This is a genomic window from Flavobacterium coralii (assembly GCF_019891545.1).
GTDB classification, from domain to species: Bacteria; Bacteroidota; Bacteroidia; order Flavobacteriales; family Flavobacteriaceae; genus Flavobacterium; species Flavobacterium coralii.
The window spans coordinates 152565-178248 of the sequence record NZ_JAHDIU010000003.1; the positions used below are offsets into that span (position 1 = coordinate 152565).

Genomic DNA, 25684 nt, shown 5'->3' on the forward strand with positions numbered 1-25684 from the left:
ACAGTTTACCATTTCGCCAGCGATTCATTAAAAATATCCTGTGTTATCCTTTCAAATATTTCATCAAGGGCGGTAGTAAGAATCCGTCCGTTTAACAATTCGTCGGCGGGATAATCATAAAAGAAACTGAAAGGTTTCTCAAAATTATCATCTTCTTTTTTCCTGTTGGTAAACCTCACGTTTACAGTTACCGTAAGCCTGTTCTGTGCTGCGCGCTGGTCGGCTGTTGCCGTCATAGGTGTAATGCGGAACTGTGTTATCTCTCCTTCATACACAAGGTCGCCGCCACTATTAGTAAGGCTCAGGTTAGTCTGGTTCTGTATAAGGTCTTGTAACGCCCTTGTAAAGGTTAGTTCCACGCCCGGCTCTACGATATCAGCGTTGTTCTGAAAGTAATTCACCTGAAATGTCTCAGCGTCAATTTTTCCGGTTCCCGTAAAGTTATATATGCCGCAACCGTTAAGCATTACAGCTACAACTGCAAGCAATAAAAATTTTATATTTTTCATTCCTGTTTTAAAGGTCATACTGTTTTATTTTCCTGTATAATGTCCTTTCGCTTATGCCAAGTTCATCGGCTGCTGCCTTTCGCTTGCCTTTATTTCGCTCTAATGCTTTTTTAATCAGTTCCACTTCTTTTTCATCAAGGCGCAGTGTTTCTTCTTCCTCAACTGTTTCTGCAAAAAGGTAATTACCGTCATCATCATCTTCGTCATGGTGCTCTACTATAGGCTCGGGCCTGCTTACATGCTGCGAAGGCAATATATCATTACGCGACATTTCTTCAAATATCCTGCCGTCTTCCTGCGGAGTGCCATAAATACGCTGAATCAGATTTTTATTAGATTCCTGCACTTTAGCACCGTTTCCGTTTTGCATCAGCTCCATTGTCAGCTTCTTAAGGTCGTTAAGGTCGCTGCGCATATCAAACAATACCTTATATAGTATCTCCCTTTCATTGCTGAAGTCGCTTTCCGGTTTTTTGTCCCTCACCACTGCTGGCAGGTTGGTGCCGGCTTCAGGAAGGTAACCTCTTAACGTGTTGCCTGTAATGTTGCGGTTTGTTTCCAGTACAGATATTTGTTCTGCAATGTTTCGTAGCTGACGTATGTTACCGCTCCAACGGTACTTCAGCAAAAGCTGCACCGCGTCATCCTCCAGCCTTATAGGCGGCATTTTATATTTCTGAGCAAAATCTGCCGAAAATTTCCTGAATAGGAGGTGTATATCATCTTTACGCTCACGAAGCGGCGGTAGCGATATCTCTACAGTGCTGAGGCGGTAGTAAAGGTCTTCCCTGAATTTCCCCTTTTCTATAGCCTCCATCATATTAACGTTGGTGGCTGCCACAATGCGTACATTGGTTTTTTGTACCTGGCTGGAGCCTACTTTAATAAATTCGCCATTTTCCAGCACGCGCAGCAGGCGCACCTGTGTAGTAAGCGGCAGTTCGCCCACTTCATCCAAAAAAATGGTACCGCCATCTGCAACCTCAAAATAACCCTCGCGGGTAGATGTTGCCCCGGTAAAGGCACCTTTTTCGTGCCCGAAAAGCTCACTGTCAATAGTACCCTCAGGTATGGCACCACAGTTTACCGCTATATATTTGCCGTGCTTGCGGTGCGAAAGGGCGTGTATAATTTTCGGGATGCTTTCCTTACCCACACCGCTTTCTCCGGTAACCAGTACCGAAATATCGGTAGGGGCTACCTGCATGGCTTTTTCAAGCGCACGGTTAAGGCGCGGGTCGTTCCCTATAATTTCAAATCGTTGTTTTATGGCTTGTACGCTTTCCATAAGCCCTATCTCCCTGAGGAGACATTTTATTTAGTAATTATTGATTTATTGTTTGAAAGCCCTCTGCATTTTCACCTTTTGGGTTTAGTGGACTGGTCATTATTTCACTATAGCCAACAGCCTCACCAATAAGTGTTGCCGAAGTGCACTCGGTAATTTTTACATTTACAAAGTCGCCCGGCTTGTAATCGCCCTTAGGGAATACAACCGTAGTGTTTTGCGAGTTGCGCCCGCTCCAGTGTGCATCGCTGCGTTTTGATGGTTTTTCTATCAGTACTTCAACGGTTTGGCCTACAAAACGCCTGGTGCGCTCCCATGCCATTTTTTGTTGCAGGTTTATTATTTCGGTTAGCCTGCGGTTCTTAACCTCCGTTGGTACATCATCTTCAAGTTTTCGTGCGGCAAGTGTACCGGGGCGTTCAGAATAGGCAAACATAAACCCGAAGTCATATTTGCAATGCTCCATCAGGCTTAGTGTGTCTTGGTGGTCTTCTTCGGTTTCGGTAGGGAAGCCCGCTATCATGTCCTGCGATAGTGAAATGTCAGGTATAATGCGGTAAATGTTATCCACCAGCTCCATATATTCCTCGCGGGTGTGCTGGCGGTTCATGGCCTGCAATATCCTTGTACTGCCGCTTTGTACCGGCAGGTGAATGTACTTACATATATTATGGTGCTTTGCCATAACCTCTATTACTTCAAGGTGCATATCCTGCGGGTTAGAGGTACTGAAACGGAAACGCATTTTAGGGAAGGCAGTAGCCACCATATCCAGTAGCTGAGCAAAGCCCACAGCAGTAGCCTTTTGCATTTCGCTGGCCTTGTCATAATCTTTTTTAAGCCCGCCGCCATACCACAGGTAGCTGTCCACATTCTGCCCCAGCAGCGTTATTTCTTTAAAGCCCCTCTGCCACAGGTCGGCTATTTCTTCCATTATACTTTGCGGCTCTCGGCTGCGCTCCCGCCCACGGGTAAACGGCACTACACAAAAAGTACACATATTATCGCAACCACGGGTTATAGAAACAAACGCGGTAACACCATTGCTGTTAAGGCGCACAGGCGCTATATCTCCGTAGGTTTCTTCTTTACTGAGGATAACGTTAACCGCTTCGCGGCCTTCATCAACTTCTTTAAGCAGGTTGGGTATATCTTTATAGGCATCTGGCCCCACAACCATATCTACAATTTTCTCTTCTTCAAGAAACTTGCTTTTAAGGCGTTCTGCCATACAGCCCAGTACACCCACCTTCATGCCTGGGTTTATTTTTTTGATGCTGTTATACTGGTCCAGCCTTTTCCTTACGGTTTGCTCGGCTTTATCACGAATAGAGCAGGTATTAACCAAAACAAGGTCGGCCTCCTCAATATTCTGGGTGGTGTTGTAGCCCTGTTCGGCTAATATAGATGCTACAATTTCACTGTCAGAAAAGTTCATCTGGCAGCCGTAGCTTTCTATAAAAAGTTTTTTGGTATTTTCTGTTTTCTGCTCTAAAACAAGGCTTTGGCCCTGCTTGCTTTCTTCAATTATCTTTTCCATAAATCACTCGGTAGTGCTTTTTTCTGAATTGGCAAAGATACTATTTAATTTGGATTGTATGACAAGATGACAGATTTGTTTATGCGCTTTTAAGGGTTTTAAGATTAGTGAGCAGGCGTAATATATATAAGGAGATAAACAAAAAGAAAACCATGTTTATGGCAAAAGAGGGTGTTATAAAAATAAAGGCAAGCGCAAAAGCCAATGCTGTGGCTATAAGGCGGCTTTTATAATCGTACAGAAGTATTTTGCCCCTTTCTGCCCTAACCATTAACAGCGAGACTAAACTTGATACCCCAATAAAGAACAGTAAGTCCTGATACGGATTTTCCTGCTGTACTACAGATGTTATAACAAGCCCCGCCGAAATAAGCAATCCTAATAATACCGAAGCGTTATCATAATTGACAGTAGGGAGATATTCCCTTGCGTTCTCATAAAAGCTCAGATCGAAATTATCAAATGCTTCGGCGGTCATAAACTGCCCGGTAAGGCATTTGCGTTTAAGCGTATCAATATATTTATGAGGGAAGCGGTCACGGAAGTCCATATAAATCCCAAGGAAAATATTTTCTGCATCATCCGGTACCGGAATTACCGATTTATAAAAGTCAAGTTTTATAACAACATGCCTGCAGTTGTCCTGCACCTGTACCAGTACGTGTTCTAAGTGGGCAATTTTTACAAGCAGGTTGCCCGCATCGTCATAAACCCTTATCCTTCTTGCGTGTGCCCAGTTATAGGGCAGTAGTAATTTTATTTCCATCTGTTTCATAATCAGCTTCTTTTTTTGGATGTCATTACAAGATACAAAAAATATTTATTTTACATCAATTTGTAATTTGTAGGTATTTTCAGCGTATAGTTAAGGTTAATCTTTTCCAAAAAACTATGCATTTAATTGTGCAGAAATCTAATATTTAAAAAATTCGCATACTTTTGCGCTCAAACAAATGTATGATGGCAAAGAATTTAGTGATTGTTGAGTCGCCTGCAAAGGCAAAAACCATAGAAAAATTTTTAGGGAAAGATTATCAGGTAGAGTCAAGCTACGGACACATTGCCGACCTTCCGTCTAAGGAAATAGGTGTGGATGTAGAGAATGGCTTTAAACCTAAGTATGAAGTTTCTCCTGATAAGAAGGCTTTGGTTAAAAAACTCAGGGATCTTTCTAAAAATGCCGAAACGGTTTGGCTGGCAAGTGATGAAGACCGCGAGGGTGAGGCTATTGCATGGCACCTTGCGGAAGAGCTGAAGCTGGACAGGGATAAAACCAAACGCATTGTTTTTCATGAAATTACTAAAACCGCCATACAAAAAGCCATACAAACCCCACGCAATATAAACTATGACCTTGTTAATGCACAGCAGGCACGCCGGGTGCTCGACAGGCTTGTAGGGTATGAGCTCTCTCCGGTTTTGTGGAAAAAAGTAAAGAGCGGGCTTTCGGCAGGCAGGGTGCAATCGGTATCGGTTCGCCTTATAGTAGAGCGCGAACGCGACATCCAGCATTTTAAACCGGAAGCTACCTATAATATTAATGCTGAATTCAGCAATGAAGCCGGAAAGACATTCAAGGCGAAGCTGCCAAAAAGTTTTTCTACTAAAGAAGAGGCTAAAGATTTCCTGAATAAAAATATTGGTTCTATATATAAGGTGTCAGACCTTGAGACAAAGCCGGCAAAAAAATCGCCTGCCGCACCATTTACAACATCTACGTTACAGCAGGAGGCGGCGCGTAAACTGTACCTGCCCGTTGGTGTTACCATGATGCTGGCGCAGAGGCTGTATGAGGCGGGACTTATTACCTATATGAGGACAGACAGCGTAAACCTATCGCAGGAGGCTATGGCTGCTGCCGAAGATGAAATAACAAGGTCTTACGGTAAAGAGTTCAGCAAGCCGCGCAACTATGCAACCAAAAGCAAAGGTGCACAGGAAGCGCACGAAGCCATTCGCCCAACAGATATGACCCGCCACACGGTTAATGTTGACCGTGACCAGGCAAGGCTTTATGACCTTATATGGAAACGAACGGTAGCCTCACAAATGAGTGATGCCCAATTAGAGCGTACTAATGTAAAGATAGAAGCAAACAACCATAACGAAATATTTACAGCATCGGGCGAGGTGCTTAAATTTGAGGGCTTTCTTAAAGTATATCTTGAAGGCCATGATGATGAGGATACAGAGCAGGAAGGCATGCTGCCTGCACTAAGGGTAAACGAAAAGCTTTTGGCAAACGGTATTACCGCTACAGAGCGCTTTAGCCGTCCGCCTGCACGATACACCGAAGCATCATTGGTTAAAAAGCTGGAAGAGCTTGGCATTGGCCGCCCGTCAACATATGCACCAACCATTTCTACCATTATCAGCAGGAACTATGTAGAGAAAGGAAGCTTTGAGGGCCAGGAGCGTAATTATACACAACTGGCACTAAAAGGCAACGAAGTAAAAGAAGAAATGCTTACAGAAAATGTAGGCTCTGATAAAGGTAAGCTTGTGCCTACTGACATCGGTATTATTGTGAATGATTTTCTTGTAAATCATTTTGATACCATACTCGATTATAATTTCACAGCTAAGGTTGAGCAGGATTTTGACGAAATAGCTTCGGGTAATGAAGACTGGACCAAAATGATGGAGGATTTTTACAGTCATTTCCATCCAACCGTAAAAGATGTAGAGAAGAATGCCGACAGGGAATCGGGCGAAAGAATACTTGGTGCTGACCCTAAAACCGGTAAACCTGTAAGTGTGCGTTTGGGCAAGTTCGGGCCAATGGCTCAAATTGGTGATGCCGAAGATGAAGAAAAGCAATTCGCAAGCCTGCTGCCTGAGCAGAATATTGGTACTATTACCCTTGATGAAGCACTTGGCCTTTTTATGCTGCCTAAAACTTTAGGCGATTATAAAGGAGAAGAGGTAGAGGTTAACAATGGCCGCTTTGGCCCATACGTAAGATTTGGCAAAACATTTATATCATTACCAAAAGGCGAAGACCCGCTTGATGTTACTTTTGAAAGGGCTAAGGAACTGATTGCTGAAAAAGAACAGGCCGACGCACCAATAGGTACTTATAAAGGTGAACCGGTGCAAAAAGGAGTGGGGCGTTTCGGCCCATTTATAAAATGGGACGGCATGTTTATCAATGTCAATAAAAAATATAATTTCGACAGGTTAACGCAGTCGGATATTAATGAGCTGATAGAAGATAAGCTGCAAAAGGAGCGTGACAAGGTTATCCATAACTGGGAAGAAGAAGGCATACGTGTAGAAAAAGCACGCTGGGGCCGCTCGGTTATATTAAAGGGTAAAACCAAAATAGAGCTTAATAAAGATGTAGATGCCACAAAGCTTACCCTTGATAAGGTAAAGGCCCTGATAGAAGAAAAAGCACCAGCAAAGAAAACGGCAGCCAAAAAAGCAACTGCCACGAAAAAAACGGCATCTAAAAAAGTTTCAGCAAAAAAGAAATAAAATTATGGCTTTTGAGTTTTTACAGCCTCTTGATGCCTCGCTGGCAGATTTTATAGAAGGACTATCACCACAATCGCTGGGTAAAAAAGCCCTTTTGCATCTTGAGGGAGATTTTCCAGATACAGAAGGTGTTTCGGTGGCCATAATAGGAGTGTTGGAGAACAGGGGCAGGGGAGAAGCGGTACTTCATCCACACCTTAATTATATAAGGAAACAACTTTACTCATTATTTCCGGGTAACTGGTACACAAAAATTGCCGACCTGGGCAATATAAAACCGGGTGCTTCGTTACAGGATACTTATTATGTGTTAAAAACTGTAGTTGAGGAACTGATAAAAAACAAAGTTATACCTATAATAATAGGTGGCTCGCAGGATTTAACCTATGCCATTTACCGAGGGTATGACAGGCTGGAGCAAATGGTTAACCTTGCCGTTATAGACAGCCGGTTCGACTTTGGTAAGGAAAATGAGGCAATAAACGCAGGCTCTTACCTTACACGTATAATTGTAGAAGAGCCCAACAACCTGTTTAATTACAGCAACGTGGGTTACCAAACCTATTTTAACCCTCAGGAAGAAATAGATTTGATTGAAAAATTGTATTTTGATGCTTACCGCCTGGGTGAAGTAAGCGCCAGCCCTGCAATAGCAGAGCCTGTTTTCAGGGATGCCGATATCGTAAGTGTTGATATGGGGGCTGTTAAGTCAGGAGATTCAGGCAAAATTGTTAATTTTTTGCCAAATGGTTTTAATGGCAAAGAAATTTGTACATTAGCACGCTACGCAGGGATTAGCGATAAGGTAACATCTTTCGGGGTTTTTAATCATGATGATACGAAACAGGAAGCAGTACTTATTGCACAGGTGATATGGTATTTTATAGAAGGTGTAAATTACAGGAGTAACGAATATCCGTTCAATACTAAAGATACCTACCTTAAATATATAGTACCTGCGGAAGACGAAGAACTGGTGTTTTACAAAAGCGATAAAACAGACAGGTGGTGGATAGAAGTGCCCGTTGTGGCAGGTGTAGATAATAAATTAAAGCGTAACACGTTATTACCATGTACGTATGATGATTATATAGGCGCATGTAATAACACTTTTCCTGAAAGATTGTGGAAAGCTCAAAGAAAAAACATTATTTAATCTTTTTGTTATAATTAGTGGTTGTATTCCTTTTACTATTTAAATCTTTATCTTGTGTTGAGGTTTTTTTAATAAAAAAATTGTTTTTTTAAAAATAAATAAATAGGTTTACGCCCTTAAAAATAGAATTACATTAATAACCCAAATTTATGAAGAAGTTCATTGCATTAACAGCAACTTTATCATTATTAATCAGCTGTGGTTCCAGTGACCGGGGGGAGCTGGTAGGTGTTAGAGGAAAAAACTGGAGGCCAGAGCAACCGTATGGTATGACCTTAGTTCCGGGCGGCGCTTACATTATGGGTAAATCTGACGACGATTTAGCTAATGTGCAGGATGCTCCTACTAAGACTGTAACTGTGCGTTCTTTTTATATGGACGAAACAGAAATTACAAACAGCGAATACCGCCAGTTTGTAGAATGGGTTAAAGACTCTATTATCAGGACAAGGCTTGCAATCCTTGCGGATGAAATGGGAATGAAACCCGGAGGTGAAGGCGGAATAGGTGAATATGCCTTTTTAGATCAGGTTGCAGAAGGTGAAGAGCAGTCTCCATACGATAAATATATGTATGAGAATTACTATAGTATAGGTATGGATCCTAACGACCCTTATGTTGGCAGGAAGCTAAACCATGATGTTGACCTTATCGATGATCCGCAGGAATACCCGGATGAATATTATGTTGAGGTAATGGACTCAATGTACCTGCCTGCGTCAGAATCTTATAACGGTTTAAGGACTGTGGATGTTTCTAAGCTTAAGTTCAGGTATTCATGGATGGATATCGATGCTGCTGCAAAAGATAAATCTAAAAATACAAGGAGCAAGAGGAGTAAGTATATGAAGCACGAGCAGGTTGAGGTTTATCCTGATACTACTGTGTGGATAAAAGACTTCTCATACTCATATAACGAACCAATGCACAATGACTATTTCTGGCATGATGCGTATGGAGAATATCCTGTAGTGGGTGTTACCTGGGGTCAGGCTAAAGCGTTCTGTGCCTGGAGGACATTATACAAAAATGCTTACCAGAAAAGCAAAGGAAGGCAGTATGTAAACTCTTTCCGTTTACCAACTGAGGCCGAATGGGAGTATGCTGCAAGGGGCGGATTACAATCTGCTACTTATCCTTGGGGTGGTCCTTATGCTAAAAACGACAGGGGTTGTTTCCTTGCTAACTTTAAGCCAAACAGGGGTGACTATGCTGCCGACGGTGCGCTTTATACTGTTGAAGCCAAATCTTTCGATCCTAACGAATTTAACCTGTACAATATGTCAGGTAACGTAGCGGAGTGGACAGATTCATCATATGATGCAGCTTCTTACGAATATGTATCTACTATGAACCCTAATGCTCCGGATCCTTCAAACAAACGTAAGGTTACACGTGGCGGTTCATGGAAAGATGTGGCTTACTTCCTTCAGGTAAGTACAAGGGACTGGGAATATGCCGACTCATCAAGGAGTTACATAGGCTTCAGGACTGTTCAGGATTACATGGGTACTCAAAACACAGGTAATCAATAATTTTTAACCAACTCTATTTTTTGAATATTTAAATTAAATTTAACTTAACTAAAAACTAAAATTATTTCATTATGGCACTACCTAAAAAAGTTATGAATTTTGCCTATGGTATGGGGGCAGCGGTTGTAATTATCGGAGCATTATTTAAGCTTATGCACTGGCCAGGTGCTAGTTTGATGCTTATAGTTGGTCTTAGTACTGAAGCTCTTATATTTGGTCTTTCTGCGTTTGACCCGGTAGAAAAAGAGTTGGACTGGTCGTTGGTTTATCCTGAACTTGCGGGTGGCGATGCTAAGAAAAAAGATGCTAAGAAAGAAAACCCTGCTGAAGCGCAAGGCCTGCTTTCTCAAAAACTTGACAACCTACTTAAAGAAGCTAAAATTGACGGTGAGCTTATGGCAAGCCTTGGTAACAGCATCAAAAACTTTGAATCTGCTGCTAAAGGTATATCTCCAACAGTTGACTCTATTGCTTCTCAGAAAAAATACAGCGAAGAAATGTCTATGGCTGCCGCTCAGATGGAGTCTCTGAACAGCCTTTATAAAGTGCAACTTGAAAGTGCAAGCCGTAATGCTGAAGCTAACAGGGATATTGCAGAAAATGCTGCCAAGCTACAACAGGAAATGGCTGCTATGACTAAGAACATATCTGCGTTAAACAATGTTTACGGCGGTATGCTTTCTGCAATGGGTAACAGGGCCTAATTAGGTCTTACTTTGACTAACTTTATAAAAACAAGAGACTAATTAGAAAATGGCAGGAGGAAAATTAACCCCAAGGCAAAAGATGATTAACCTGATGTATCTGGTTTTCATCGCGATGCTTGCACTAAATATGTCGAAAGAGGTACTATCCGCTTTCGGACTTATGAACGAACAGTTTGAGGAAGCAAATACTCAGGCTACTAAAAACAACGAAGCCCTTTATGAAGCTCTTGCAGCTAAGGCAGCCGAAAACCAGTCTTTCGTAGCGGCTAAGCAGGTGTCAGAGAAAATTAAAGGTATCTCTAACCAGTTTTATGCTTACATAGAGAAACTTAAAGGTGATGTAACCAGCCAGTTTGAGAAGGAAGATGTTAACGGTGTTATGAAACTTCCTTATGAGGCAATGGACAAAGGTGACATGATTGATGAGAAGTGGTTTGAAGGTGACGGACTTTCTCCTAAAGGAAAAGAAATCATCGCTACCATGGAGAAGTATAAAAATGACATGAAAGCGGCTATTGGTAACGACGTTAAGTATGTTGCTATTATCAAAGAACTTAATAGTAAATTTGATACTTCTGAAGTTACAGATGGCGAAGGTGTAAAGAAAAACTATCTTGATTATCACTTTAAAGGCTTCCCTGCAATTGCTTCCTTAACGAAGCTAACAGCTATGCAGAATAGTGTTAAAGTTATAGAGGCTAACGTTTATAACATTGCACTTGGTAAAGCAGCTATCGAAGCTACATCACTAAATAAGTATAAAGCTATTGTTATCCTTGATAAGAATGCTTACTTCCAGGGTGAGAAAGTTACAGGTAAAGTTGTACTTGGTAGGTATGACGAAAACACTAAGCCTGTATCTTTTGAAGGTCCGGGTAAAATTGATCCTGCAACAGGCCAAGCCGTAATTGAGCTAAGTGCCGGTTCTATAGGTGAACAAAAAATAGCAGGTAAGTTTAACTTTATTGAAGACGGCAAGCAGGTACCACTTCCTTTTGAAGGTACTTATGTAGTAGTTCCCCGTCCTAACGAAGCTACTATCTCTGCTGACAAGATGAATTCTGTTTACCGTGGTGTTGAAAACCCAATGACAATATCTTTCGCAGGTATATCTGACAATAACGTTACAGCTTCTGCACCGGGCTTAAATAAAGCTGGTGGTACAGGAAAATACAACTGGAATGTTACAGGTGTATCAGGAACTGAAGCAACTATCAGTGTAACTGGTAAACTTCCTGACGGAACTTCTGTTTCTTCTAAGAAAGTATTTAAAGTTAGGGATATTCCTCAGCCAACTGCAACTCTTAGGGGTAAAACCAATTCATCTAAAGGTCGTGCAGCTGACTTAGCGGTATCAACAGTAAATGTAACTTTCCCTGATTTCGTTTATGATCTTAACGTTCAGGTTGTTTCTTTCGAGCTTTACGTTCCTGGTAATGCAGGTATGATTGTTCAGGGAGACAGGTTTGACGCGAGGGCTCAGGCTGCCATTAACAAAGCCAAAAGAGGTGACGTGATTACCATTACTGCAATCAAAACTAAGCTTGTGGGTAACAGTACTTACAGGATTAAAGATTCTACACCTTTCCTTTGGGAAGTACAATAATATAATTAAAAGAACGTTTTCTTTTATAGAACAAAGAGGATATGAATAGCAAAAGTTTTTTATTAGCGGCATTGTTTTTGGCTGGTGTAGGTTCTGCTACAGCACAATCTAACCTGCTAAACGCTAAAACGCCGGATGAGATCGGACAAAAAACTGCAGAGCAGGAAATGTTGGATAATGATAACCCGCTGCCATACGGCTACGTGGGTGACAGGGATGTTTTGTTCGCCAAAAAAGTTTGGGAAACAATAGACCTTAACCAAAGGATTAACTTCCCACTTCTTTTCCCGGTTGAAGAGAATATTGGAGACGACAGGAAATCGCTTTTCAACGTTCTTATTACAGCTATAAAAGACAGTACGCTTACAGAAGTGTATGCTGATTCTTATTTTACACAAAAGAAAACCCTTGAAGAGATACAGTCTAACTTTTACGTTAGCATGCTAAACAGCTATGGTGTGGAGGTTCTTAACCGTTATCCGGGAGAAACTGAAGAAGCACTTAAAGCTAAAGGCGTACTTACTGCTGAGCATTTTGATACTCAGGAAGTAACAGCCAATGACGTTGCTGCTTACAATATTGTTGGTACATGGTACTTCGATAAGAGGCAGGGCGAGCTTAAGTACAGGATTTTGGGAATCTGCCCACTTGCTGTAGATGCTCTTAGTAAAATGCGTATGGGTGACACCGCTGAACCTATCGAGCTTTTCTGGGTATTCTATCCGGGTGCGAGAGATGTGCTGCACCGCCACAAAGCATTTAATGAGAAAAACTCTGCAATGCCTATTACTTTTGACCACCTGTTAAATTCAAGGCGCTTTAGTGCTGTAATTTATAAAGAGGAAAACGTTTATGGTGACAGGCTTATTAAGGAATACCTTAAAGACAACGCACAAATGCAGTTGTTAGAGTCTGAGCGTATTAAAGATAAGATACGCAACTTTGAACAAGACATGTGGAATTATTAATAATTCTTCATAATACTATAAAAACTCTTACCGCGAGGTAAGAGTTTTTTATTTTTGTACCCATGAAAGATTTTATCATAGTTGGCGGCGGCATTGCAGGCATTAGCTTTGCTGAAACCTGCCTTTTAAATCAAAAAGAGTTTGTGCTGATTACCGAAACGTCCGGTAGCGCTACAACGGTTGCAGGTGGTGTGTATAATCCTGTTATTTTAAAGCGCCTCAATTTGCCATTGGATGCCGCTGCACACATGCAATTCATTATGCCGTTTTACAGGCATATAGAGCAAAGGCTTGGTGTTTCTTTCATGCATGATATTCCGGTTTATCGCAAATTCGCCTCTGTAGAAGAACAGAACAATTGGTTTCAGGCAGCAGATAAGCCTGCATTAGAACCTTTTCTTGATACAGATGTAAAGCATACAAACTATATTGGCCTTCCGGCAACTTATGGTTTTGGCAGGGTCATCGGTACAGGTTATATGGATACTGCGTTATTCCTCAAAGAATATTATAACTTTTTGACAGAACAATCAAGGTTTTTAATTGAAGCTTTTGAATATTCTGAATTACAGGTAAACACCGACAGCGTCAGCTATAAAGGTATAGAAGCTAAGCATATAGTTTTTGCAGAAGGTTTTGGGCTTAAAAACAACCCATACTTTAACTATCTGCCGCTTAATGGTACAAAGGGCGAGCTACTGTTGATAAAAGCTCCCGGCCTTAACCTTAATGTTATTGCAAAAGGCAATGTGTTTATAATACCCCTCGGTAACGATATATATAAAGTTGGCGCAACATACGAATGGGAAGACAAAACTACTTTACCCACCGAAAAGGCACGTGCTGAACTTGTTGAAAAACTGGACGAACTTATTAACTGTCCCTATGAAATTATAGGGCAGACTGCAGGAATACGCCCTACAGTGACAGACAGGAAACCTTTGGTTGGTACGCATCACATGTATTCAAATTTACATTTGCTGAACGGCTTAGGTACGCGTGGCGTTATGCTGGGCCCGCCAATGGCAAGACATCTTTTCGATAGTATCGAAAATAACATACCTGTGCCAAAAGAAGTGAACCTTAACCGTTTTAAGGTTTAGGTTTTTTATCTGCATCTTTGCGGTAGCTAACAAAGAAGTTGATCCAGATATTGCGGCTAAGCCTCATTATAACGGACATAAAGACTACAAGCGTACCTATAATGGCAAAAAAAGATGTTTTAAGGCTTGTGCCCATAAGAATATAAGCAATAACAAATGCCGCAACGCTGAAGGCCACACCAAGCCCGTAACTTACATACATAGCTCCGTAAAAGAAGGATGGCTCTATTTTATAATGAAGTCCGCAGTGGCTGCATTTTTCGTGCATTTTATACACTTTGCTCAGGTGGTACGGATTTTTATCAATGTACATACTCTCCTGTTGGCAGCGCGGGCAGGTTCCTGTTAAAATACTATAGAGTTTAGATCCTTTTTTAAACATTTGCAAATTGAAATTTATATCCTCAAATTTACGCTTTTAATAGGACAATTATAATGCTGAACATACATAATCTATCGGTTTCATTTGGTGGTACTTATCTTTTTGAAGAGGTAACCTTCAGGCTCGGGGCAGGCGACAGGGTAGGCTTTGTGGGCAAAAACGGGGCAGGAAAATCTACCATGCTTAAAATACTATCGCGCGAACTTGCACCCGATAGTGGTACCATTGCTACCGAAAAGGAGGTTAAGATTGGTTTCCTGAAACAGGATATTGATTTTGTAAAGGGGCGAACAGTACTTGATGAGGCTTATCAGGCTTTTGAAGAGATTAAGAGGGCTGAGAGCCGCATTGAAGACATAAACCACCAGCTTGCTACCCGTACGGATTATGAAAGCGAAGAGTACAGCAAACTTATAGAAGACCTTAGCGATGTAACGCATCATTATGAAATACTGGGAGGCTATAACTATGTGGGTGACACCGAGAAGATACTATTAGGACTTGGTTTTAAGCGCGAAGATTTTACCAAGCTTAGCGATACTTTTTCGGGTGGATGGCGTATGCGTATAGAACTTGCCAAATTGCTTTTACAGTATAACGACGTGCTGCTGCTGGATGAGCCTACCAACCACCTTGATATAGAAAGTATCATTTGGCTGGAAAATTTCCTGAAAAGCTATCCGGGAGTTGTAATAATCGTATCGCACGATAAAATGTTCCTTGATAATGTTACCAACCGCACAATAGAAATATCTCTTGGAAAAATATATGACTTCCCGAAACCTTATTCGCAATACCTTGAGTTGCGCAATGAAATAAGGGAAAAGCAGCTTGCCACGCAAAAGAACCAGGAAAAAATGATTGAGCATACCGAAAAGCTCATCGAAAAATTCAGGGCAAAGGCATCTAAAGCCTCAATGGCTCAGTCACTCATTAAAAAGCTTGATAAGGTTGAGCGCATAGAAGTTGATGAAGATGATAATTCTGTTATGAATATATCGTTTCCGGTTTCCGTTACGCCCGGGCGGGTTGTTGTAGAGGCAGAAAATGTTACCAAAAAGTATGGTGATAAAACCATTTTAAGGGATATCGACTTGCTTGTAGAGCGTGGCAGTAAAATAGCTTTTGTGGGCCAGAACGGCCAGGGTAAGTCCACATTAATTAAGGCAATTACAGGCGATATAGACTACACAGGTACAATTAAGCTGGGGCATAATGTTCAGCTTGGTTATTTTGCACAAAACCAGGCCGAGTACCTGGATGGTGAAATTACTCTTCTTGATACCATGACGAATGCCGCTAACGACAGTAACCGCAGCAAGGTGAGGGATATGCTGGGCGCGTTCCTTTTCAGGGGAGATGATGTAGAGAAAAAGGTTAAGGTGCTTTCAGGGGGCGAAAGAAACCGCCTTGCGCTTTGTAAACTGCTGTTACAGCCCATAAATGTGCTTGTGATGGATGAACCCACCAACCACCTTGATATAAAGTCTAAAAACGTTTTAAAAGCCGCCCTTAATAAATTTGAGGGCACTTTACTGCTGGTATCGCACGACAGGGATTTCCTGCAGGGGCTAAGCAACATTGTTTATGAATTTAAAGACCACAAGATAAGGGAGTATTTAGGCGATATCAATTTTTACCTGGAGCAGCGCAACATGCAGAACATGCGTGAGGTTGAAAAACGCGAAGTTGTTAAGGAAGATAAAGCCCAGAAACAGGCAAAGCCGCAACTTACTTATGAGGAGCAGAAGAAAAACAAAACCCTGCAAAATAGGCTTTCTAAAATAGAGAGCCAGATACAAAGCCTTGAGAATGACATTCAGCATGATGATAAACGCCTTGCGTCAGATTACGAAAAGCTGATGGCAGATGCCGCATTTTTTACGGCTTATGAAAATAAGAAAAAAGAACTTGACAACCTGATGGCAGAGTGGGAGCAGGTTCAGGAAGAACTGGAACAGGCATAAAAAAGAGTTGCCTCAAGAAATAATCATATTTTGAGGCAACTTTTGATTTATTAATCCGTTTTTATCTGGATTTCTTTCTTGTCACGAGAAATGGTTACATTATTTTCTTTGTCACCATTCTTGTTTTGCACGCTAACACCATCCTCGTTTATATTTACCGATGTGCCGTCATTATCTTCTTCAACAGGTACGGTTGTGTTAACGGTTGGCTCCGGTGTTGCAGGCGGTGCCGGGTTCTCTACCGGTGGCGGTGTTGCAGGCATTTCAGGCTCTTCTTTTTTATCCTTGCAGGATGCCAGCAGCAACGCTGCAATAGCTCCCGAAAGCATCATCATTTTTCTCATAGTTATAGGTTCTTTATGGTTAATATTTCCTAAATTAAACAATTAGGTTTACACGCCGAGCGGCTATAACTAAATTTTAAGAAACTATCCCAATTTTTCGGGAGTGCTCAATAGCCTCGTTACTGTCTTTAAAATAGCAAACGGCAATATTTAAAGATTCTATGTTTTGCAGTGCTGCAACAGCTTTCGGTTTTTTGCTGCGCCCTGTCTGCCTTATATATACTGCTATGACCGTCTGCGGGAAAATTTTGCAAATATTCTCATAAAGGTAAGGGTCGTGTTGGCTGTCATCTCCCAGCAGGGTATATTTCAAATGCGGATAAAATTCCAGTATGTGCTTTATCTTGTCAAATTTATGGTTGTGGTTGCCGCGCCCTGTCACTAAAAAATCGGCAAGGCTGGTCTTTATATCCTTAAGCAGCATAACAGCCCTGGGCAATTCGTGTATCTTGGTAAATTTTACAATAAAGCTGTACAGGTTCCACTCGCTGCTCGATACATAAAAAAAAGCGTTGCGCTCTTCTTTGTTGTTCCTCCCCGCGGTGCTTAGTGCCTGGTAGTGGGGAACCACACCTTCAAACAGCCGCCTGTCGTTTACGTTTTTCCATAACAGTATATAAAGCTTTTTAAAGAAGTTTCGGGTGTGTGAGACAAGGAAAGTGTCATCTATATCAGAAATGAAGCCTAAATCGCCTTTAAATGGCCTTATATATGATCCCTTTTCACGTATCTCTTCGCCATTATGGTATATACTCACATAATAATCGGTCCAGCCGTAGCCGATTTCATGCTTGAGCGGAATGCAGAATTTAAAATAGCCGTCATTTAATGCTTTGGTGTGTATTACCTGCCCGTTGTGCTCGAGGTAAACATCTTCATTGGGTATGGTGCTTACCATAAACATCCTGATTATAGAGCGGGCATTTTTAAACCGCCTTTTCTCAAACTCATAGTCATTGGCAGTATTGGGTTTAAAAACATGCCCGAAAACAATCAGCTCCTGTTCATTGGCATAACCGCGGTATAACTTTAAAATCGGCTTCATTAAAATTTATATATTTCATAAGATATTTCACCATCCAATTTACTTACTTTTATTCGAAATTTCTCTATTCAAAAAGTTAAGATGAAGCCAAAGGATACTTTTATACTCGTGGTGAACCCGATAGCAGGGGGGCAGGACAAAGCAAACCTTACCCAGCAGGTTAAAGATTTTACCGCCAGGCAGGAGGTAACGCTTATTGAATATGAAACAACCGGCGAAGCCGATGAAGACGCGATAAAAAAACTTTTTGATGAACACAACCCGCAACGCATACTGGTAGCAGGGGGCGATGGTACCATAAAAATGGTAGCCGAAGCGCTGGAATATAAAGATGTGGTTATAGGGGTGCTGCCTTCAGGGTCCGCAAACGGGCTTTCAGTAGATCTTAACCTGCCGAAAACTATAGAAGACAATCTTGCCATAGCCTGTAAAGGTGAATATGTTGAGATGGACATGGTTGATATAAACGGCAAAAAAAGCCTTCACCTTAGCGACCTTGGTGTTAATGCGGCACTTATAAAAAATTATGAGAGCGGGCGCGTGCGTGGTAAGTTGGGTTATGCGCTGCAGATTATTAATACCCTGACCGACCTGGATGACCCTTTCTGGATTACCATAGAAGCCAACGGGAAGAAAACAACTTCTGAAGCGCGAATGGTAGTAATAGCCAATACCAATAAATATGGCACAGGGGTAACAATAAACCCGATAGGTAAGTTTAATGACGGCAAGTTTGAAGTTATAATCTTAAAGAGCCTTGACATTATTACCATAGGCAAAATACTGGCAGGCAACATACCTGTAGATGATAACGAAGATGTAGAGATTATAAGTACTGAAGAAGCACTGATTGTAACCGACAAGCCCGTGAGCTTTCAGATAGACGGAGAATTTTATGGTGAAGAAGACAGGCTGCGTGTAAAGATACTGCACAGACAACTGAAGGTGGCAGTGCCTGCAAAACCGGAAAATATTACTTAAAAGGGCTGCGCGCTTTCCACTCCACTTTTGGGTCGAAATAAGTAAAAAGCTTTTCTATGAACAGGTTCAGGACAGGGTTGGTATGTTTTATAATGCCAAATACTTCTTCGGCCTGAGCGCCTACTGAGCTTTTGATTTCCATGGCAGAACGTGCAAAAATGATATGCTTAAATCCTTTTTTTATGGCATAGGCAACCATATCATACAGCATATTGAGATACAGCATTTTCTCTTTCTGAATTTCTTCATCATACCCTAAAAAATAGGTATCTATGTCGGAGCCATTTTTTATCACCGTGTTAAACCCAACCAGCTTCTCGCCCTGAAAGTAGCCGTAAAACCTGAAATTATCTTTCAGTTCCCGCTTCATTACCTCAAAATGATTCAGCGGCAGGTAAAAGGTATTAAAAGCAGCTTTCTCAGCTACGGTAAGATACAGTTCATGTATCCGCGCGCTTAATGCTGAAATTTCTGAGAGGCTAAGCTTCTTTTTGGTTATGCCGGTTGCTTTTTTTCGTGCGCGGTTGTGCTGTGTTCGGTATTTAGTATTGAGTTCTGATAGATAATCTTCTACCGATTGCCACCCGGGGCGTATGGTAAAGATCATATTAGGCTGTGTGCAGAATTTATAATAACTGTTATAACCCGCAGCCTCAAAATCAGGCATTTCTTTTTCATTAAAATCTTTTACTGCCAACAGGTGTATGCGCTTTCCTTTTTTATGATATTCTTTCTTTAAATTAAGCATTGCCATCTGCAAAAGGCTCAGGGCTTCTGCCTCAGTAATCTCTTTATTAAGCAGATAAGCATTTTGCCCTGTAAGGGTATTATTACCGATAAACAGCACGTGCGAAGAAAACTTCCTGATAAGGTAATCTTTAAGGCAAAAAGAGCGCTCTTGGTTTTTAAATGTAGCCACACGGGCAAGGTCTAAATACTGTATCAGGGCTATACCGCACAACCGGCCATTGCTGAACAGCCCCACAAAGTGGCATTCCATATTGGCAGGAGGCGCTTTTTCTAAAATCGCCAAACCATTGCGTGACAGGAATATATTTGCGCGGGCAATGGTATCCCATTCTTCCGGAAGTGCCGATGTGCTGTCGTATATACTGTAGCTGTATTTGCCCAAAGTGTTGTAATAAAAAAGGGGCCGTCTCAAAAGTGCTTTTACCAGCATTTTGTCATTCCGAAGATAGGAGGAATCTTAAAGAAATCAATCATTTAAGATTCTTCACTTCGCTATTGCTCCGTTCAGAATGACACTTTTGAGACAGCCCCCCAAAGGTATAAGTTATTTTTTTATTCCCATGCAGAAAGGATGCCGCCCATAAGGGTAAAGCACACAATCCAATAGCCGGCATTTACAAAAATGTATTTCCAGCTTTTCATTTCAAACATAGCATTTGTGCCAATAATGGGCAGTGCCAGGAAAAGCCCCGACATAAATCCGTGCAGCATGCCGTGCTTAAAAGTCCTGAAGGCATGCCCATAGTCGGTCATAAATTCATTGTAAGAAGGTTTTGCCGTTAGCGCAAGATCCGGACCGCCTACCATGCCCAGTGCGCCAAGCTGGTGTATTACCAGAAACTGTATTACAAACGCAGCCATAATAGAAAAGAGTATTACAAACCCGAAAACTTTAAACATATTGGCTGTTTTCGCTTTTTCCTCGGTCATGCCGCTTTCGCGCATCCAGATGGTGCCGAACACCTTTGGGTTAAACCAGATAAAGCCTACCGGCAGGGTGCACAGTGCGGCTACAAGTACTGCTGTAAAATTCATAATGTGCTAAATTTTGTTTGGTGATTACAGCAAATGTATAAATTAATTAACATAATTTAACATTTAGTGGTATTTAAAGATACTGTATAAAATTCCATAACGGCCTGCTGCTTAAAAAGTTGATGGCTGCTTCATTGGCATAAGCCTCTCTTTCAAAGCAGATGTTGATATAGGCTTTACGATGATTTCTGTAGATAACGAGCCTGATAAAATATTCAGTAATATACCAAATATAAAAAGGCAGTATCAGTAATTCTGCCTGCTGCCGAAAGTGAATCTTTTCATGCTGGAGCAGCACCCGGTTATTGCTGTATTTTTTCGCCTTAAGCAGCAGAAACGGGAACAGTGCCATTGCTGCGTATCCTTTCGGAATTAAATATTTAGATGTTATTATTATCATTAATTGTAAAGTTCATAAATTTGTTGGCATGTACAGCCAAAAACCTGATAAATTAACTGAAGGCGAAGATTATTACCTCTCGCCCGAAGGCTATAAAGTGTTTACCGAAAAATACCATTTAAAGCGCGGCTACTGCTGCAAGAGCGGTTGCAGGCACTGTCCTTATGGTTTCGACAAAAATAAAGGTGAAATTAAGAAAAAGTAACAGTTATCTGTGCACCGCAAGCCAATGTGCTTACGCATGCCAGCCTAAATACCAATAAAACAAATGACATTTCAGGAACAGATACAGGAAGGTATTCCGTCGGTTTTGCCACAGCCAAAACCTTATGAAACCGACATAAACCATGCACCGAAGCGCAAAGAAATACTATCGGCAGAAGAAAAGAAGCTTGCGCTGCGCAATGCGTTACGTTATTTTGAGCCGCAACACCATGCCGAACTGCTGAAAGAATTTAGCGAAGAGCTGGAAAAGTACGGGCGGATTTACATGTACCGCCTTAGGCCTGATTATAAAATGTATGCAAGGCCAATATCAGAATATCCGGGCAAGTCAGAACAGGCTAAAGCCATAATGCTGATGATACAGAATAACCTGGATTATGCCGTGGCACAACACCCGCACGAACTGATTACTTATGGCGGTAACGGGGCGGTGTTCCAGAACTGGGCGCAATACAGGCTCACCATGAAGTACCTGAGCGAAATGACAGATGAGCAAACGCTTGTTATGTACTCGGGCCACCCGATGGGGTTGTTCCCTTCGCATAAAGATGCTCCGCGTGTTGTGGTTACCAACGGTATGATGATTCCTAACTACTCCAAACCGGATGACTGGGAGAAATTTAATGCGCTTGGAGTAACACAATACGGGCAAATGACGGCAGGCAGCTATATGTACATAGGCCCGCAGGGTATAGTGCACGGCACAACCATTACCGTACTTAATGCAGGCAGGAAGATAGCTAAGAACGGGGAAGGATTGGAAGGTAAGCTATTTGTAACTTCAGGGCTTGGCGGAATGAGCGGTGCTCAGCCAAAAGCAGGAAACATTGCAGGCTGTGTAACTGTTTGTGCTGAGGTAAACCCAAAGGCAGTACACACGCGCCACAGCCAGGGCTGGGTAGATGAGGTGGTAACTGATATAAAAGAACTTGTAACCCGCGTGCGCAGGGCTAAAGAGAATAAAGAAGTGGTTTCTATAGCTTATCAGGGTAACATTGTAGATGTTTGGGAGCGTTTTGATGAGGAAGACATTTATGTTGACCTGGGCAGCGACCAGACGTCACTGCACAACCCGTGGGCAGGGGGCTATTATCCTGTTGGGCTTTCGTTTGAGGAGGCTAATGATATGATGTCCGAAAACCCGGAACTTTTCAGGGAAAAAGTACAGGAGTCACTGCGCCGCGAAGCCGATGCCATCAACAAGCATACAGCAAAAGGCACCTACTTTTTTGATTACGGCAACGCATTTTTACTGGAGGCATCCCGTGCCGGGGCCGATATAATGGCAAAAGACGGTATCAACTTTAAGTACCCAAGCTATGTGCAGGATATAATGGGGCCAATGTGTTTTGATTATGGCTTTGGGCCGTTCCGTTGGGTTTGTGCTTCGGGCAAACCGGAAGACCTGCAAAAAACAGATGAAATTGCCAGCAAAGTACTGGAAGAAATGGCTAAAACAGCACCTGCCGAAATAAAACAGCAGATGGAAGATAACATCCGCTGGATAAAGGGTGCCCAGCAAAACAAATTGGTGGTAGGCAGCCAGGCGCGCATACTGTATGCCGACTCTGAAGGGCGCATCAACATTGCAAAGGCATTTAACGAGGCTATAAAAAATGGCGAGATTGGCACTGTAATTTTAGGCCGCGACCATCATGACGTTAGTGGTACCGATTCGCCTTACCGCGAAACAAGTAATATTTATGACGGCTCGCGTTTTACAGCCGATATGGCTATCCATAACGTTATTGGCGACAGCTTCCGAGGGGCAACGTGGGTAAGCATCCATAACGGCGGCGGCGTAGGCTGGGGAGAGGTTATTAACGGGGGCTTTGGTATGGTTCTTGATGGTTCTGAAGATGCATCAAGACGCTTAGAATCAATGCTTTTCTGGGATGTTAACAACGGTATTGCCCGCAGGAGCTGGGCAAGGAATGACGAGGCTATATTTGCTATAAAACGTGCAATGAACAGCCAGCCGCTCCTTAAGGTTACATTACCCAATAAAGTAGATGATGCGCTGTTAGGCTGATAGTTAACCCGGCGTTAATTGTTAGCTATTGATGCATAATTGCTATGTAAACTATTAACTTTGGGATTATGAGAACAATAAAATTGCTATCAGTACTATTCATAACGGCCCTTGTTTCATCGTGCAGCTCCATTCGCGTAGCTTCCGATTATGATGATGCCGCTGATTTCAGCCGCTATAAAACCTATGCTTTTTTTAAAGAGGGCATAGATAAGGCTGAAATATCTGACCTTGACAAAAAGCGCATTATGCGTGCCATAGATGCCGAAATGCAGCGAAAGGGATTCGCCAAAAGTGAAAACCCTGATATGCTGATAAACCTGTTTACACGCTCTAACGAGCAGGTAAATGTAAACAACTGGGGCTACAACTACGGCTGGGGCTGGGGTTGGGGCTGGAACCCGTGGATGTGGGGAGGCAACTACACCACAGTAAATACATCTACCGAGGGCACATTGTATATAGACATTATAGATGCTGCTAAAAAAGATTTGATATGGCAGGGTATAGGTAGTGGTGTATTAACACTGGACAGGGAGAAAAAACAGGAACGGATTAATGAATTTGTTACCGAGATATTAAAGGAGTACCCTCCGCAAAAAAAGTAATGTTATAATTACAAGGGCTGACTCACTTTTGAGACAGCCCCTTTTTAATTATTGCTTTATGATGCGTTTAGTATGTTGTTTGGTTTTGTTTTTACCTCAACAATATAAATACCACTACCTAAGCCAGAAAGGTCAATATCTGCCTTGCTAATTACTTTGTCCGCACTGTAAACTACCTGGCCTAACGTGTTATGGATATTAATCTTAAAATTGTCACTATCATCTTTAACTGCTATCCTTAGCTGATCATTTACAGGGTTGGGGTATAACCGCATCATATCAGCATCTGCAGTATAGTCACGGCTGCTTAACAGGTTAGCATTTATAAATGCGATTGCCGCCTGCATATCAGGCAGCGGCCCTATGGGTTGCACCTGTGTTAAAAAACCCTGCTGTACTCCTGTCTGCACCAGTATGTCCCTTATTTGCTGGCTGGTTAAATAATTCCCTGTCTTATCATAATAGTAGGATTGCAACACTACAGCACATGATGCCACTATGGGTGTAGCAGCGCTTGTTCCGCTAAATAGGGTATAGTACTGGTTAAAATCATTACCTATCGCAAACAAATCGCCATAGCCTGTTGTCATTACATTATAGCCCCATGCCTGCACATTAACCCTGTCGCCATATGTACTGAAGCCTAACCTGTCGTGGTTGGTATCATACGTTCCTGCGCCTACTATTATGGCGCCACTGTCTCCACGATTATTATATTCAGAAAATGCTGTCGAGTCAAGGTTCTGGCTGCCGTTACCTGCAGCGGCAACTATTACTATACCTGCATCGGTAGCTGCTTTGGTTAAATCCCAAACTAAGGGGTCATATTCAGCAGGAACAAAGTCAAATTCTGAAAATGCAGGTACCTGCATCTCATAAATAATTACATCACCTGTATCAGAACCGGCTATTGCCTGTGTAATTGCATAAATGCGGTTATATCCATTCTGTATCGTCCATTCAGGATACAACACTGCCTCTTCAGCCTCATGTGCCATCCCGCTGATACCGTAAGAACCATGATCGGCATAAACCACCCCGATAACTGCTGTGCCATGCTCTGTAAACGCTACAGTTGCATCAGGTGAAACGGTCATTCCCGCAGCAATAGAGACATTCTTTTCGCTCAGGTCTTCATGGTTTACGTTTACGCCATATTCTATATCACGCACTTTAATGCCGAACCCTGCGTAACCCAAATCCCACGCATACTGCATATTCACACCCGGGTTACCCTGTATATATTCCTGAGAGAGAAAATAATCGGGTGTAACGGGTAAAATATCAATTGGAGGCTGTACAGGTTGTTGTTCCCTTACGGCATAAGCTATACCATTTAATGAAGAGAGCTTGCCTGTAACACTTTTTATAAAAGCTTCGTCTTTACCTGTAAAAGTAATTTTGTATATCCTTTCCAGTTTTTCAACCGCAGCACTGTTGCCCTGTATCTTTTCAGCTTGTTGCTTCAGGTAATCCACACGGTCTTGCGGCATTTGTACTGCCTTCTCCACAACAGCACCAGCAAGTTCTGTTACAGGTTGTAAAACCGTATTAACAGATGCGCCTGAGTCAAGGCATATATAAACCGAATTTTTGTTAGCTGGCTGGGCTAACGACAAATATGCAACCAGCAGCAATACTACAGATAGTAATTTTCTCATAAAGCGTTTTTTACAAATCTACAAAAGCTTAACATATCTTTAGATATTTTTTACAGGCTATAGTTAATGTTTACGCTCCATCTGTAATTTGCTTCTATTTTACCACCTGCAAGGTTCTGGCTCAAGGGTAGCATTGCATTAAACCCTTACTGAAAATCCATCTGCAACTCCGCTTTTCTTTGTTTTCGCAAAGCACGTTAGTAATATAGTCGTAATTAATAATGTACTCTAAAACCGGAATAACAGGCTTTACAAGCAACATTAATGTAATTATTACTATAGCGTTTTTCACGCTGCAAAGCTACACTACAAACCCATCTGAAAAAAATTTTTGTAACATTAATTAAACCTTTTGTTTTGTT

At 41.9% G+C, this 25684-nt stretch carries 23 protein-coding genes; 12 read left to right on the top strand and 11 right to left on the bottom strand.

What is annotated here, in order from left to right:
* Nucleotides 1-5: 5 nt before the first annotated feature.
* The 4 genes from KJK34_RS05860 to KJK34_RS05875 all read right to left on the bottom strand — a co-directional run bounded on the left by KJK34_RS05860 (nt 6) and on the right by KJK34_RS05875 (nt 4112).
* On the bottom strand, nt 6-509 hold the full coding sequence (locus KJK34_RS05860) for an LptE family protein (RefSeq protein ID WP_223052928.1): 504 nt from the start codon (nt 507-509) through the stop codon (nt 6-8).
* Between the two features lie 7 nt (nt 510-516).
* Nucleotides 517-1797, bottom strand: a complete 1281-nt coding sequence (locus KJK34_RS05865; protein ID WP_223052929.1) for a sigma-54 interaction domain-containing protein — start codon at nt 1795-1797, stop codon at nt 517-519.
* Nucleotides 1798-1834: 37 nt separating this feature from the next.
* Complete coding sequence (gene miaB, locus KJK34_RS05870; RefSeq protein WP_223052930.1) at nt 1835-3337, bottom strand: tRNA (N6-isopentenyl adenosine(37)-C2)-methylthiotransferase MiaB; 1503 nt, start codon at nt 3335-3337, stop codon at nt 1835-1837.
* 79 nt (nt 3338-3416) lie between these two features.
* Nucleotides 3417-4112 (bottom strand): hypothetical protein, encoded by a 696-nt coding sequence (locus KJK34_RS05875; protein ID WP_223052931.1) that lies wholly within the window; start codon nt 4110-4112, stop codon nt 3417-3419.
* A 185-nt stretch (nt 4113-4297) separates the two neighbouring features.
* Between KJK34_RS05875 and topA the strand changes: the two genes are divergently transcribed.
* From topA to KJK34_RS05910, 7 genes are all read left to right on the top strand, one after another.
* A complete protein-coding gene (gene topA, locus KJK34_RS05880; protein WP_223052932.1) occupies nt 4298-6817 on the top strand; it encodes a type I DNA topoisomerase in 2520 nt (839 codons plus the stop codon).
* 4 nt (nt 6818-6821) lie between these two features.
* Nucleotides 6822-7973, top strand: a complete 1152-nt coding sequence (locus KJK34_RS05885) for a formimidoylglutamase (protein ID WP_223052933.1) — start codon at nt 6822-6824, stop codon at nt 7971-7973.
* Between the two features lie 149 nt (nt 7974-8122).
* Nucleotides 8123-9508 (top strand): T9SS ring complex lipoprotein PorK/GldK, encoded by a 1386-nt coding sequence (gene porK / locus KJK34_RS05890; protein ID WP_223052934.1) that lies wholly within the window; start codon nt 8123-8125, stop codon nt 9506-9508.
* A 68-nt stretch (nt 9509-9576) separates the two neighbouring features.
* Entirely contained in the window at nt 9577-10212 is a 636-nt protein-coding gene (porL, locus tag KJK34_RS05895; RefSeq protein ID WP_223053205.1) for a type IX secretion system motor protein PorL/GldL, read from the top strand.
* A 49-nt stretch (nt 10213-10261) separates the two neighbouring features.
* Nucleotides 10262-11821, top strand: a complete 1560-nt coding sequence (gene porM, locus KJK34_RS05900) for a type IX secretion system motor protein PorM/GldM (RefSeq protein WP_223052935.1) — start codon at nt 10262-10264, stop codon at nt 11819-11821.
* 41 nt (nt 11822-11862) lie between these two features.
* Complete coding sequence (gene porN, locus KJK34_RS05905; protein ID WP_223052936.1) at nt 11863-12789, top strand: type IX secretion system ring subunit PorN/GldN; 927 nt, start codon at nt 11863-11865, stop codon at nt 12787-12789.
* 62 nt (nt 12790-12851) lie between these two features.
* Complete coding sequence (locus tag KJK34_RS05910) at nt 12852-13892, top strand: NAD(P)/FAD-dependent oxidoreductase (protein WP_223052937.1); 1041 nt, start codon at nt 12852-12854, stop codon at nt 13890-13892.
* Here the strand turns inward: KJK34_RS05910 and KJK34_RS05915 are convergent.
* Nucleotides 13882-14274 (bottom strand): DUF983 domain-containing protein, encoded by a 393-nt coding sequence (locus tag KJK34_RS05915; protein ID WP_223052938.1) that lies wholly within the window; start codon nt 14272-14274, stop codon nt 13882-13884. The genes KJK34_RS05910 and KJK34_RS05915 overlap by 11 nt on opposite strands.
* A gap of 53 nt (nt 14275-14327) precedes the next feature.
* Here KJK34_RS05915 and KJK34_RS05920 point away from each other — a divergent pair, with 53 nt between their 5' ends.
* Nucleotides 14328-16241, top strand: coding sequence for an ABC-F family ATP-binding cassette domain-containing protein (locus tag KJK34_RS05920; protein WP_223052939.1), 1914 nt, complete (start codon nt 14328-14330; stop codon nt 16239-16241).
* A 50-nt stretch (nt 16242-16291) separates the two neighbouring features.
* On the opposite strand, the gene KJK34_RS05925 is transcribed toward KJK34_RS05920, so the two are convergent.
* Together KJK34_RS05925 and KJK34_RS05930 are read right to left on the bottom strand one after the other, a co-directional pair.
* Entirely contained in the window at nt 16292-16585 is a 294-nt protein-coding gene (locus KJK34_RS05925; RefSeq protein WP_223052940.1) for a hypothetical protein, read from the bottom strand.
* A 76-nt stretch (nt 16586-16661) separates the two neighbouring features.
* Complete coding sequence (locus KJK34_RS05930; RefSeq protein ID WP_223052941.1) at nt 16662-17630, bottom strand: App1 family protein phosphatidate phosphatase; 969 nt, start codon at nt 17628-17630, stop codon at nt 16662-16664.
* An 81-nt stretch (nt 17631-17711) separates the two neighbouring features.
* Between KJK34_RS05930 and KJK34_RS05935 the strand changes: the two genes are divergently transcribed.
* Complete coding sequence (locus tag KJK34_RS05935; RefSeq protein WP_223052942.1) at nt 17712-18611, top strand: diacylglycerol/lipid kinase family protein; 900 nt, start codon at nt 17712-17714, stop codon at nt 18609-18611.
* On the opposite strand, the gene KJK34_RS05940 is transcribed toward KJK34_RS05935, so the two are convergent.
* From KJK34_RS05940 to KJK34_RS05950, 3 genes are all read right to left on the bottom strand, one after another.
* Complete coding sequence (locus KJK34_RS05940; RefSeq protein ID WP_236937599.1) at nt 18604-19773, bottom strand: GNAT family N-acetyltransferase; 1170 nt, start codon at nt 19771-19773, stop codon at nt 18604-18606. The genes KJK34_RS05935 and KJK34_RS05940 overlap by 8 nt on opposite strands.
* A gap of 140 nt (nt 19774-19913) precedes the next feature.
* On the bottom strand, nt 19914-20396 hold the full coding sequence (locus KJK34_RS05945; protein ID WP_223052944.1) for a DUF1761 domain-containing protein: 483 nt from the start codon (nt 20394-20396) through the stop codon (nt 19914-19916).
* A gap of 73 nt (nt 20397-20469) precedes the next feature.
* Nucleotides 20470-20796 (bottom strand): hypothetical protein, encoded by a 327-nt coding sequence (locus KJK34_RS05950; protein ID WP_236937600.1) that lies wholly within the window; start codon nt 20794-20796, stop codon nt 20470-20472.
* Nucleotides 20797-20824: 28 nt separating this feature from the next.
* On the opposite strand from KJK34_RS05950, the gene KJK34_RS05955 reads away from it, so the two are divergent.
* The 3 genes from KJK34_RS05955 (at nt 20825) to KJK34_RS05965 (ending at nt 23661) form a co-directional block, all read left to right on the top strand.
* The gene (locus KJK34_RS05955) at nt 20825-21001 is read left to right on the top strand and encodes a C1orf53 family protein (protein WP_223052945.1); all 177 of its coding nucleotides are present in this window, start codon (nt 20825-20827) and stop codon (nt 20999-21001) included.
* Nucleotides 21002-21064: 63 nt separating this feature from the next.
* Nucleotides 21065-23053 (top strand): urocanate hydratase, encoded by a 1989-nt coding sequence (gene hutU / locus KJK34_RS05960; RefSeq protein WP_223052946.1) that lies wholly within the window; start codon nt 21065-21067, stop codon nt 23051-23053.
* A gap of 68 nt (nt 23054-23121) precedes the next feature.
* Complete coding sequence (locus tag KJK34_RS05965; protein ID WP_223052947.1) at nt 23122-23661, top strand: DUF4136 domain-containing protein; 540 nt, start codon at nt 23122-23124, stop codon at nt 23659-23661.
* A gap of 56 nt (nt 23662-23717) precedes the next feature.
* Here the strand turns inward: KJK34_RS05965 and KJK34_RS05970 are convergent, their stop codons facing one another.
* A complete protein-coding gene (locus KJK34_RS05970) occupies nt 23718-25322 on the bottom strand; it encodes a S8/S53 family peptidase (protein WP_223052948.1) in 1605 nt (534 codons plus the stop codon).
* Between the last annotated feature and the right edge of the window lie 362 nt (nt 25323-25684).